The sequence below is a fragment of the Nostocoides japonicum T1-X7 genome, from assembly GCF_001046855.1.
Classification (GTDB): domain Bacteria; phylum Actinomycetota; class Actinomycetes; order Actinomycetales; family Dermatophilaceae; genus Nostocoides; species Nostocoides japonicum.
In genome coordinates, this window is the sequence record NZ_HF570958.1 from 2,113,091 (window position 1) to 2,125,476 (window position 12,386).

The window sequence follows — 12,386 nt, forward strand, 5'->3', positions numbered from 1 at the left end:
CACGACCCACCAGAACGCCACCAGATACCTCGACCGCCAGAGCACCACGCATCCGAGGCAACCACGACCCACCAGAACGCCACCAGATACCTCGACCGCCAGAGCACCCCCGCATTCGAGGCAACCACGACCCACCAGAAGGGCACCAGGTACCTCGACCGGCAGAGACCCCTCCGCATCCGAGGTAACCAGAACCCACCAGAACGCCACCAGATACCTCCACCCGCAGAGGCCCCTCCGCATTCGAGGTAACCACGACCCACCAGAACGTCACCAGATACCTCGACCGCCAGAGCACCCCCGCATTCGAGGTAACCAAGAACACCGAAACGTCTCCGAATACCTCGACCGGCAGGCAGAGAGCACGACGAGCGGGGCCACCAGGAGGATGCCCGCCCGGGCCTCAGTCCTCGGGGAAGTAGCCGAGGTTGGAGGCGAGCCAGCGCTCGGCCTCGGGCATCGACCAGCCCTTGCGCTCGGCATACGAGGCGACCTGGTCCCGACCGAGGCGGCCGACGACGAAGTACTGGGAGTCCGGGTGGGAGAAGTACCAGCCGGACACGGCGGCCCCCGGCCACATCGCCATCGCCTCGGTGAGCTCGATCCCCGTGTTGGCCTCGACGTCGAGGAGCCGCCACAGCGTCTTCTTCTCCGTGTGGTCGGGGCAGGCGGGGTAGCCCGGCGCAGGACGGATGCCGCGGTACCGCTCGGCGATGAGGTCCTCGTTGGACAGCCGGTCCGCCTCGTAGCCCCACAGGTCGCGCCGGACCCGCTCGTGGAGGCGCTCGGCGAACGCCTCGGCGAGCCGGTCGGCGAGCGACTCGAGGAGGATCGCGTTGTAGTCGTCGAGATCGGCCTTGAAGGCGGCGACCCGCTCGGCGCACCCGAGCCCGGCGGTCACGGCGAACGCCCCGACGTGGTCGCGCAGGCCGGTCGAGCGGGGTGCGACGAAGTCGCTGAGCGCACGGTTGGGGATGCCCTCACGGTGAGCTCCCTGCTGCCGGAGCGACAGGAGGGTCGCGAGGACCTCGGTCCGGTCGGCGTCGGCATACACCTCGAGGTCGTCGTCGACCGAGGCGGCGGGGAAGAGCCCGACGACACCGTTGGCCGTCAGCCAGCGCTCCTCGATGACCTGGTCGAGCATGGCGTTCGCGTCGTCGTAGAGCCGCCGGGCCGCCTCGCTCGTCGCCGGGTTGTTGAGGATGTCGGGGAACCGGCCCTTCATCTCCCAGGCGAGGAAGAACGGCCCCCAGTCGATGTACCGGCGCAGGTCGGCGAGATCGTACTCCCGGAAGGCGCGGATGTGCTGGGCCGCCGTCGCGTGCCAGTGGCGGACGTCGACGTCGAGGGTCTGCTGGCGCAGCATCCGGGGGACGGGCGGGTGGTATGCCGTCCAGTCCAGCGGCGTCGCGTTGGCCCGGGCCGCCTCGAGGGACAGCAGGGGCCGGTCGTTCGTCTTGGCGGCATGCCGGGCGCGGAGGGAGTCGTAGTCCTTCTTCACCTCGGCCATGAAGCCGTCGCGCTGGGTGTCGGAGAGGAGCGCCGAGGCGACGGGCACCGAGCGCGACGCGTCCTTCACCCAGACGACGGGCCCGTGGTAGCGCTGGTCGACCTTGACGGCCGTGTGCGCCCGCGACGTCGTCGCCCCGCCGATGAGGAGCGGGATCTCGAACCCCTGCCGCTCCATCTCGGAGGCGACGTTGACCATCTCCTCCAGGGACGGCGTGATGAGCCCGGAGAGCCCGACGATGTCGGCGTCCAGCTCACGCGCGGTGTCGAGGATCCTCTGCGCGGGCACCATGACGCCGAGGTCGTGGACCTCGTAGTTGTTGCACTGGAGGACGACGCCGACGATGTTCTTGCCGATGTCGTGGACGTCGCCCTTGACCGTCGCGGTGACGATCGTGCCGCGGGCCCGCTCGTCGGTGACGCCGAGGTCGATCTTCTCCTGCTCGATGAAGGGGATGAGGTGGGCGACGGCCTTCTTCATGACCCGGGCCGACTTGACGACCTGGGGGAGGAACATCTTGCCGGCGCCGAAGAGGTCGCCGACGACGTTCATGCCGTCCATGAGGGGGCCCTCGATGACCTCCAGCGGTCGCCCCCCTGCGGCGGCGATCTCCAGCCGCAGCGCCTCGGTGTCGTCGACGACGTGGTCGTCGATCCCCTTGACGAGGGCGTGGGTGATCCGCTCCCGCAAGGGGAGCGAGCGCCACTCCTCATCCGCGGCGCTGACCTCGCCGGGCTTGCTGTTGAAGCGGTCGGCGATCTCCAGGAGCCGCTCGGTGGAGTCGGACCGGCGGTTGAGGACGACGTCCTCGATGCGCTCGCGGAGCTCGGGGTCGATCTCGTCGTAGACGACGAGCGCTCCGGCGTTGACGATGCCCATGTCCATGCCGGCCGCGATCGCGTGGTAGAGGAAGACGGCGTGGATCGCCTCGCGGACGGGGTTGTTGCCGCGGAAGGAGAACGACACGTTGGAGACGCCACCGGACACGAGGGCGCCGGGGAGGTTCCGCTTCACCCAGCGGGTCGCCTCGATGTAGTCGACGCCGTAGGCCGAGTGCTCCTCGATGCCGGTCGCGATGGCGAAGATGTTCGGGTCGAAGATGACGTCCTCGGCGGGGAACCCGACCTCCTCGGTGAGGATCCGGTATGCCGTGGCGCACACCTCCTTGCGCCGCTCGAGGTTGTCGGCCTGACCGTCCTCGTCGAAGGCCATGACGACGACCGCCGCGCCGTACTTGCGGCACATCCGCGCGTGCTCGACGAACGGCCCGACACCCTCCTTCATCGAGATCGAGTTGACGATCGGCTTGCCCTGGATGCACTTCAGGCCCGCCTCGATGACCTCCCACTTGGAGGAGTCGACCATGACCGGCACCCGGGAGATGTCCGGCTCGGAGGCGACGAGCTTGACGAAGCGGTCCATCGCGGCGACGCCGTCGATCATCCCCTCGTCCATGTTGATGTCGATGACCTGGGCGCCGCTCTCCACCTGCTGCCGGGCGACCGACAGGGCGGTGGGATAGTCCTCGGCCTTGATGAGGTTGCGGAAGCGTGCCGAGCCGGTGATGTTCGTCCGCTCGCCGACGTTGACGAAGAGGGACTCCTCGGTGACGTTGAACGGCTCGAGGCCGGACAGCCGCAGCGCCGGGGCGATGGTCGGCACCGCCCGCGGCGTGGCCTCGGCGACCGCCTTGGCGATCATCGCGACATGGTCCGGCGTCGTGCCGCAGCAGCCGCCGACGATGTTGAGCAGGCCGGCCGTCCCGAACTCGCCGACGACCTCGGCCATGTGCTGGGCCGTCTCGTCGTACTCCCCGAACGCGTTCGGCAGGCCCGCGTTGGGATAGGCGGAGACGAAGCAGTCGGCGACGCGCCCCAGCTCGGCGATGTACGGCCGCAGGTCGGCGGCACCGAGGGCGCAGTTGAGCCCGACGGCCAGCGGTCGCGCGTGCCGCACGGAGTTCCAGAACGCCTCGGTCGTCTGTCCCGACAGGGTCCGCCCCGAGGCGTCGGTGATGGTGCCGGAGACGATGACCGGCCAGCGGCGCTCGTGCTCCTCGAAGAGCGTCTCGAGGGCGAAGATCGCCGCCTTGGCGTTGAGCGTGTCGAAGATCGTCTCGACGAGCAGGACGTCGGCGCCGCCGTCGACGAGCCCGCGGGCCTGCTCGAGGTAGGCGGCGACGAGGTCGTCGAAGGTGATGTTCCGCATACCGGGGTCGTTGACGTCCGGGCTGATCGAGGCGGTGCGGTTCGTCGGCCCGATGGCGCCGAGGACGTACCGCGGCTGGTCCGGGGTCCGCTCGGTCGCCTCGTCGCAGGCTGCGCGGGCCAGGCGCGCCGCGGCGATGTTGAGCTCGTAGGCGAGGTCGGACATGTCGTAGTCGGCCAGCGAGATGCGCTGGGCGTTGAAGGTGTTCGTCTCGATGAGGTCCGCGCCGGCGTCGAGGTAGTCGAGGTGGATCCGGCGGATGACGTCGGGCTGGGTGATGGACAGCAGGTCGTTGTTGCCCCGCAGGTCGCTCGGCCAGTCGGCGAACCGGTCTCCGCGGTAGTCCTCCTCCGACAGCTGCTCGCGCTGGATCATCGTGCCCATCGCCCCGTCCATGACGACGACGCGGCTCTCGAGCAGCGCGGTGAGCTCGGCTGTCGCGTCGGGGCGCAGGCGGCTGGCGTCGGGCATGGCATCTCCAGATCGGCGAGGGAACCCCTCCAGTATGACGACGGCCTCTCCGGGGTCGCATAGAGTCTCACGCGTGAGCGAGGCACCCGTGGCCGCCGGTGGCCTCCTCGTCGGACGCATCGGCGGTGCCCCGGTGCGGATCGGGGCGAGCTGGCTGCTCCTCGCGGCCCTCGTCGTCATCGTCATCGGGCCCCAGATCGCGCAGAGCCGCCCGGACCTCGGGCCTCTCGCGTATGCCGTCGCCCTCGCCTCCGCGGTCCTCCTCCTCGTCTCGGTCCTCCTCCACGAGGCGGCGCACGCCCTCACCGCCCGGGGGGCCGGCCTCCGCGTGCACGCCATCGTCGCCGACCTGTGGGGCGGCCACACGACGTTCGAGGGCCACAGCCTCCGGCCGGGCTCGGCCGCCGTCATCGCCGCGGCAGGCCCGCTGACCAACGCCGTCCTCGGCGTCGCGTCGCTCGTCGCCGAGCGGGGGATGACCTCCGGCGTCCCCCGCCACCTCGTCTACGGGCTCGCGGTCAGCAACCTCCTCCTCGCGGGCTTCAACCTCCTCCCGGGACTCCCGCTCGACGGCGGTCAGCTCGTCGAGTCGGCCGTCTGGGCGGCGAGCGGCTCGCGGCCGAGGGGCACCGTCGTCGCCGGGTGGTGCGGAAGGGTTCTCGTCCTCGTCGTCGCGATCTACTGGGTGGCCCTGCCCGTCCTGCGCGGCGAGGGACTCTCGATGAGCCTCGTCTGGGGTCTGCTCATCGCGGGGTTCCTCTGGCGGGGCGCCACCGTCGCGATCCAGAGCGGCACGGTGCTCGGCCGCATCGAGTCGGTGCGGGTCGCCGACCTCCTCATCCGCGTGCCCGGCGTCACCGAGACCACCGCCGTCGAACGCGTGTGGGCCGAGCCCGCCGGGGCCGCGGTCGTCCACGACCCGTCCGGCGCGCCCGTCGGCCTCGTGACCCGGCAGATGGTCGAGCAGCTGCCGCCCGAGCGCCGGGCGACGACCCCGGTGAGCGCCGTCTACGTCCGGATGCCGCCGAGCTGGGTCGTCGACGCCGATCCCGACGACCCCGTCGTCGACGTCGTGCGCCCGATGGCCGAGGCCGGCCTGTCCCTCGCCGCGGTCCGCTCGGGTGGCCGGATCGCCGGCGTCCTGCGGGTGGAGGACGTCGACCCGATCCTGCGCGGCTCCGCGCCCCCACCCCGCTGAGCGGGGCGCACGCTCGCTCACCCGTGGCCAGACACCCGCGATTAGACTCGCCCGCCATGACTGCTCTCGGCGCCGATCTGCGGCGCGGCCCCTTCCGCGCGGGGGAGCGGGTCCAGCTCACCGACCCCAAGGGCCGGCTCCACACGATCGTCCTCGCGCCCGGCAAGCAGTTCCACACCCACCGCGGGCATCTCCTCCACGACGACCTCATCGGCAGGCCCGACGGCTCGACGGTGACGAACACGACCGGCGTGGAGTACCTCGCCCTGCGCCCGCTCCTGCCGGACTACGTCATGTCGATGCCGCGGGGCGCCGCCGTCGTCTACCCCAAGGACGCCGGCCAGATCATCACGATGGCCGACGTCTTCCCGGGCGCCGTCGTCGTCGAGGCGGGCGTCGGCTCCGGCGCCCTCGCGATGTCCCTCCTGCGAGCGGTGGGGGAGGAGGGGCGGCTCTGGTCCTTCGAGCGTCGTGAGGACTTCGCGGACATCGCGATGGCGAACGTCCGCCTCTTCTTCGGCACCGACCACCCGGCGTGGACGGTGACGGTCGGCGACCTCGTCGAGCGGCTGCCGGGCACGGTCGAGGACGGCACCGTCGACCGTGTCGTCCTCGACATGCTCGCCCCGTGGGAGTGCCTCGACGTCGTCCACGCCGCGCTGGCCCCCGGGGGACTGCTCATCTGCTACGTCGCGACGACGACCCAGCTGTCCCGGGTGGGCGAGGCGATGCGGGCGCACGGCGGCTTCACCGAGCCGTCGGCCTGGGAGTCCCTCGTGCGCGGCTGGCACCTCGAGGGCCTCGCCGTGCGCCCGGAGCACCGGATGCACGGGCATACCGGCTTCCTCATCACGACCCGGCGGCTCGCCGACGGCGTGACCCCGCCCCTGCGCAAGCGCCGGCCGGCCAAGGGGGCATACGGCTCCTCCGGCGAGGGCGAGGCGGACGACGACGGTGCGCCGGACGACGATCCCGTCTCGACCGGCGAGACGGCGGAGGAGGAATGGACCGCCGAGGACCTCGGGGAACGCGTGCCGTCGGCCAAGAGGGTGCGGCGGGTACGCCGAGCTGTGACCCAAACCTCCGCGCCTCCGAGCCTCTGACGAGTTAGGGTCGAAAGGGACCGGAAGAAATCGCGCGCAGGGGAGGTCCCAATCGTGACCGATCACGACAGCCCGTCGCAGCACCCGACCGCGGGCCCCCATGACGTCGAGCATCTGCGGCGCGAGATCGATGCCCTCCGAGCCCGGATCGCCGGCAGCCCGCGGCAGATCCGCGACCTGGAGGAGACCGTCCGGCGTCTGGAGTCCAACCTCGCCACCGTGTCGGCGCAGAACGAGCGCCTCGTGCGCACCCTCAAGGACGCCCGCGAGCAGATCGTCAGCCTCAAGACCGAGATCGACCGGCTCGCCCAGCCGCCCGCCGCGTTCGGCACCGTCCTGGAGACCTTCGACGACGCGACCGTCGACATCCTCTCCGGGGGACGCAAGCTCCACGTCGCGGTGAGCCCGGACGTCGACCCGTTGGACCTCACCGTCGGGCGGGAGGTCCGGCTCAACGAGTCCCTCAACGTCATGAGCGTCCACGGTTACGACCGCATCGGCGACGTCGTCATCGTCAAGGAGCTCCTCGACGACGAGCGCGTCCTCGTCATCGCGCGGGGCGACGAGGAGCGGGTATGCCGGATGGCCGGCTCCCTCGCCGGCGAGCGGGTGCGTGTCGGGGACGCGCTGACCCTGGAGTCCCGCTCCGGGTTCGTCTACGAGCGCATCCCGAAGTCGGAGGTGGCCGACCTCGTCCTCGAGGAGGTGCCGGACATCGCATACGAGGACATCGGCGGCCTCCGCGGCCAGATCGAGGCGATCCGCGACGCCGTCGAGCTGCCCTACCTGCACCCCGACCTCTTCGTCGAGCACGCGCTCAAGCCGCCCAAGGGGGTCCTCCTCTACGGGCCGCCCGGGTGTGGCAAGACGATGATCGCCAAGGCCGTCGCGGCCTCCCTCGCCCGCCAGGTGGCCGAGCGTCAGGGCAAGCCGCTCGCGAAGTCGTTCTTCCTCAACATCAAGGGCCCCGAGCTGCTCAACAAGTACGTCGGCGAGACCGAGCGGCACATCCGGATCATCTTCCAGCGGGCCCGGGAGAAGGCCAACGAGGGCAACCCCGTCGTCGTCTTCTTCGACGAGATGGACTCCCTGTTCCGCACCCGTGGGTCGGGGGTGTCCTCCGACGTGGAGACGACGATCGTGCCGCAGCTGCTGTCCGAGATCGACGGCGTCGAGAGCCTCGAGAACGTCATCGTCATCGGCGCCTCGAACCGCGAGGACATGATCGACCCGGCGATCCTGCGACCCGGCCGCCTCGACGTGAAGATCAAGATCGAGCGCCCCGACGCGGAGTCGGCCCGCGACATCTTCAGCAAGTACCTCACGACGGCGCTGCCCCTCCACGCCGACGACCTCGCCGAGAACGGCGGCTCGCCCGAGCGGACCGTCGAGGCGATGATCACCGCCGCCGTCGAGCGGATGTACTCCGAGATCGAGGACAACCGCTTCCTCGAGGTGACGTACGCCAATGGCGACAAGGAGGTCCTCTACTTCAAGGACTTCAACTCCGGCGCGATGATCCAGAACATCGTCGACCGCGCGAAGAAGATGGCCATCAAGGACTTCCTCACGACGGGTTCCCACGGCCTGCGCGTCGACCACCTGCTGAGCAGCTGTGTCGACGAGTTCAAGGAGAACGAGGACCTGCCCAACACGACGAACCCCGACGACTGGGCGCGGATCTCCGGCAAGAAGGGTGAGCGGATCGTCTACATCCGCACGCTCGTGTCCACGAAGACCGGCACCGAGCCCGGTCGCTCCATCGACACCGTCGCCAACACCGGCCAGTACCTCTGACCGCTGCCGCCCGGGCGCGGCACGTGCGGCAGGTCCTCCAGGCGGGTTCTCGCACGTGCCGAGTTGTTGTCGTCCCGAGAGCGAGATGACGACATCTTCTCGGCACGTGCGGAAGGGGGCGAGGAGAGGGGGTCAGCGATATGGGCGGTATGCCCTGGGGAGTCCGATCCGGGGTGAGGCAACTCACCGGGGGCCTCGTTCGTTGGTGAGGGTGTCGGACGTCGCCTAGACTGCTCCGGCGGCTCCCGTGCGCCGGGCCGCCGCGCGCGTCAGGCGCCCTCGTTGGGTCCGGCCGCACCGTCAGCCGTGAACCGAAGGAAGTCTTCCATGCATGCCGGACTGGGCAACCTGCTCATCCTCGCCCTCCCGTTCCTCCTGCTCGTCTTCCTCTTCTGGAGCCAGCGCAAGCGGCAGCAGCAGGCGGTGCAGCTCCAGTCGTCGATCGCCGTCGGGGACCAGGTCGTGACGACGTCCGGGCTGTTCGGCACGGTCACCCAGCTGAGCGACGCGACGGCCGACCTCGAGATCGCCCCCGGCGTCGTCGTGCGCTGGGACCGCCGCGCCATCGGCTCCAAGGTGGCCGCCTGAGATGGCGCGGAAGAAGCGCAACCGGCAGACCCGCAACGAGAAGCGGGCGCTTCTCGGCCTCCTCGCCATCTTCCTCGTCCTCGGAGGCCTGCTCGCCGGCGCCCACATCTGGGGCACCGCGCAGTTGGCCCCCAAGCTCGGCCTCGACCTCGAGGGCGGCACCCAGCTCGTCCTCACCCCCCAGCTGAGCGGCAACCAGAAGGTCACCCAGCAGCAGCTGGACCAGGCCCGCGACATCATCGTCCAGCGGGTGGACGCCAACGGCGTCTCGGGCGCGGAGGTGACGACCGAGGGCGGCCAGAACATCGTCATCTCGATGCCGGGGACGCCCGACCGGCAGACCCTCGACGCGGTCCGCCGCTCCTCCCAGATGCAGTTCCGCGGGGTCCTCGTCGCCCAGACGGTCACCCCGACGCCCACGGCGACGACGCCGTCCGGGACGGCGACCCCGTCCGGCACGGCGACCAAGGGCGCGAGCGGCACCTCGAGCCCGAGCGCCACGAAGACGTCCGCCCCGGCCGGCCAGGAGGCGCCGACGGCCAGCGAGGGAGCCACCTCCTCGAAGGCCAAGTCGGTCATCCCGCAGGGGCTGCGGGCCGCGGACTCCCCGACGCCGACGAGCACGGCGACCGGGACGAGCACGCCCACCGGCACCGCGACGACCGGGACGGCGACGAAGACGCCGACCGACCCCAACAGCCTCGACTGGGTCACCCCGGCCCTGCAGAAGGAGCTCACCGCCCTCGACTGCAGCGACCCGAAGGCCTTCGACGGGATCGACACCGACCCCGCGAAGCCGCTCGTCACCTGCAGCACCGACGGCACCGAGAAGTACATCCTCGGCCCTGTCATCGTCGACGGCGCGAGCATCGGCGACGCCTCGGCCGGCTACCAGGTCAACAGCCAGGGCGTCACGACCCAGGTCGTCGAGATCCAGCTGTCCTTCAAGGGGACCGGCAAGCAGGCATACATCGACGCCTCCAAGCGGATGGTCCAGCTGGAGGACCCGCGCAACCGGATGGCGACCGTCCTCGACGGCCAGGTCATCGTCGCCCCCGCCTTCCAGTCGGCCATCCCCGACGGCAACGCCTCGATCACCGGCAACTTCACGATCACCGAGGCCCGGGCGCTGGCCCAGCAGCTGAAGTTCGGCGCGCTCCCGATCTCCTTCAACCTGCAGACCCAGACCCAGATCAGCCCGACCCTCGGCGTCGAGCAGCTCAAGCTCGGCCTCATCGCCGGCCTCATCGGCCTGCTCCTCGTCGTCTTCTACTCGCTCCTGCAGTACCGCGCGCTCGGCCTCGTCACCGTCGCCTCGCTCATCGTCGCGGCCTCCCTGACCTACCTCACGCTGACGATCCTCGGCTGGTCGAACAACTACCGCCTCGACATGGCGGGTGTGACCGGCTGTATCGTCGCCATCGGCGTCACGGCGGACTCGTTCATCGTCTACTTCGAGCGGGTCCGCGACGAGGTCCGCGAGGGGCGTCCGCTGCGCAGCGCCGTGGAGACCGGGTGGAAGCGGGCCCGCCGCACGATCCTCGCCGCCGACGGCGTCAACTTCCTCGCGGCCATCGTCCTCTACACGCTCGCGTCGGCGAACGTCCGCGGCTTCGCGTTCACCCTCGGCCTCACGACGATCATCGACCTCGTCGTCGTCATGCTCTTCACCCACCCGACGGTCGCCCTCCTCTCGCACACGAAGTTCTTCGGCGGCGGTCACAAGCTCTCCGGCCTCGACCCGGTGCGGCTCGGCGCCAAGACCGTGCGGTATGCCGGTCGCGGACGGATCGCCGTCGACCCACCGAAGAAGGCGCCCACGTCGGTTCCGGACAACGAGGGGGCCGTCCTGTGATCAACTTCTCCGCCGTCGGCAACGACCTCTACACCGGGCGCCGGTCCGTCGACTTCATCGGGAAGCGACGCATCTGGTACCTGCTGTCCGGGCTCTTCGTCGTCCTCGCCCTCCTCGGGCTCGGGGTGCGTCACCTCAACCTCGGCCTGGAGTTCCGCGGCGGATCGGAGTTCCGCGTCGCCAACGTCACCGTGTCGGGCGACTACGAGACGCCGGCGACCCACGCCGTCCAGTCCGTCGACCCGAACGTCCAGGTGTCCGTCACGAAGCTCGGCACCGGCTCGCCGGCGACGATCCGCGTCCAGACCGAGAAGCTCACCGACGAGCAGAGCGAGAACGCGCGGGAGGCCCTCGCCAAGGCCTTCGGGACCTCGGCGGACCGGGTGTCCGCGACCTTCGTCGGCCCCTCGTGGGGCCAGTCGGTGAGCCAGAAGGCCCTCAAGGCCCTCGTCATCTTCCTCCTGCTGGTATCCCTCGCCATGGCGTTGTACTTCCGGACGTGGAAGATGGCCGTGGCGGGCCTCGTCGCCCTGCTCCACGACCTCATCATCACGGTCGGCATCTACGCGCTGACCGGACTCGAGGTGAGCCCCGCCTCGATGATCGGCTTCCTCACGATCCTCGGCTACTCCCTCTACGACACCGTCGTCGTCTTCGACAAGGTGCGGGAGAACACCGCGGAGGCGTTCGGCTCGGGCCGGACGACGTTCGACCGGGCCGCGAACCTCGCCGTCAACCAGACCCTCGTCCGCTCGATCAACACGACGGTCGTCGCCCTGCTGCCGATCGCCGCGATCCTCTTCATCGGCTTCACCGAGCTCGGTCCCGGCACGCTCCTCGACCTCGCCATGGCGCTGTTCGTCGGGATCGCCGTCGGCGCCTACTCCTCGATCTTCATCGCCACCCCGCTCTACGTCACGATGCGGCGGGGCGAGCCCGCCGTCGTCGAGCTCGCGAAGCGGGCCGCGCGCTACGAGGCCCGGGTCGCGAAGGCAGCCGCGGCGCAGCCCGTCGCCGCCGGTGTCGCCGCGAGTTCCGGTGCGGCGCAGGGAGAGGGTCACGTCGGCGAGGAGGGCGCGGCCCAGGCCGCGGCGGATGCGGTCGACGCCGGACCGGCCGAGCACGGCGAGACGCTCACGGGGCGCAAGGTGCACCGGTATGCGCAGGCGAGCGGCCCGCGCAACCAGCCCAAGCGGACGCCCAAGTCGCGGCGGTGACGCGGGACCGGATGGACGCCGTGACCCTCGCCGACCGCATCGCCGCGTCGATCCACGACGTGCCGGACTTCCCGCAGCCTGGCGTCCTCTTCAAGGACATCACGCCGCTGCTGCGCGACCCGGAGGTCTTCGGCGCCGTCGTCGAGGAGTGGGCGGGCCGGTTCCGGGGACAGGTCGACGTCGTCGCGGGGATCGAGGCGCGAGGACTCGTCTTCGGCGCCCCGCTCGCCCTCGCGCTCGGGGTCGGCTTCGTGCCGGTCCGCAAGGTCGGCAAGCTCCCCGGAGACACGCACACCGTGACCTACGACCTCGAGTACGGCAGCGCGACGATCGAGGTGCACACCGACGCGATCGGCCCGGGCGACCGGGTCCTCGTCGTCGACGACGTCCTCGCGACGGGCGGCACGGCCGCGGCGGCCTGCCGGCTCGTCGAGCAGGC

Annotated in this window: 8 protein-coding genes; 7 read left to right on the plus strand and 1 reads right to left on the minus strand. The window is 70.6% G+C overall.

Features of this window, described 5'->3' with window-relative positions; translation table 11 throughout:
* Positions 1–403 precede the first annotated feature (403 nt).
* Positions 404–4,189 (minus strand): methionine synthase, encoded by a 3,786-nt coding sequence (metH, locus tag BN12_RS09460; RefSeq protein WP_048551962.1) that lies wholly within the window; start codon positions 4,187–4,189, stop codon positions 404–406.
* 73 nt (positions 4,190–4,262) lie between these two features.
* Between metH and BN12_RS09465 the strand changes: the two genes are divergently transcribed.
* The 7 genes from BN12_RS09465 to BN12_RS09495 form a co-directional block, all read left to right on the plus strand.
* Positions 4,263–5,387, plus strand: a complete 1,125-nt coding sequence (locus BN12_RS09465) for a site-2 protease family protein (RefSeq protein ID WP_048551964.1) — start codon at positions 4,263–4,265, stop codon at positions 5,385–5,387.
* A 56-nt stretch (positions 5,388–5,443) separates the two neighbouring features.
* Complete coding sequence (locus BN12_RS09470; RefSeq protein WP_048551968.1) at positions 5,444–6,490, plus strand: tRNA (adenine-N1)-methyltransferase; 1,047 nt, start codon at positions 5,444–5,446, stop codon at positions 6,488–6,490.
* Positions 6,491–6,658: 168 nt separating this feature from the next.
* The gene (arc, locus tag BN12_RS09475; protein WP_235432552.1) at positions 6,659–8,287 is read left to right on the plus strand and encodes a proteasome ATPase; all 1,629 of its coding nucleotides are present in this window, start codon (positions 6,659–6,661) and stop codon (positions 8,285–8,287) included.
* A gap of 327 nt (positions 8,288–8,614) precedes the next feature.
* Entirely contained in the window at positions 8,615–8,875 is a 261-nt protein-coding gene (gene yajC, locus BN12_RS09480; RefSeq protein ID WP_048551972.1) for a preprotein translocase subunit YajC, read from the plus strand.
* A 1-nt stretch (position 8,876) separates the two neighbouring features.
* Entirely contained in the window at positions 8,877–10,730 is a 1,854-nt protein-coding gene (secD, locus tag BN12_RS09485) for a protein translocase subunit SecD (RefSeq protein ID WP_048551974.1), read from the plus strand.
* Positions 10,727–11,947, plus strand: coding sequence for a protein translocase subunit SecF (secF, locus tag BN12_RS09490; RefSeq protein ID WP_048551976.1), 1,221 nt, complete (start codon positions 10,727–10,729; stop codon positions 11,945–11,947). The genes secD and secF overlap by 4 nt, the downstream gene beginning before the upstream one ends.
* Before the next feature lie 11 nt (positions 11,948–11,958).
* On the plus strand, positions 11,959–12,386 hold a 428-nt coding region (locus BN12_RS09495; protein ID WP_048556213.1), incomplete at its 3' end, for an adenine phosphoribosyltransferase.

What these genes read in the sequence shown, in the direction of transcription:
- metH (WP_048551962.1), bottom strand. Translation starts at nt 4,189, where the DNA reads ATGCCCGACGCCAGCCGCCTGCGCCCCGACGCGACAGCCGAGCTCACC.
- BN12_RS09470 (WP_048551968.1), top strand. Translation starts at nt 5,444, where the DNA reads ATGACTGCTCTCGGCGCCGATCTGCGGCGCGGCCCCTTCCGCGCGGGG.
- yajC (WP_048551972.1), top strand. Translation starts at nt 8,615, where the DNA reads ATGCATGCCGGACTGGGCAACCTGCTCATCCTCGCCCTCCCGTTCCTC.
- secD (WP_048551974.1), top strand. Translation starts at nt 8,877, where the DNA reads ATGGCGCGGAAGAAGCGCAACCGGCAGACCCGCAACGAGAAGCGGGCG.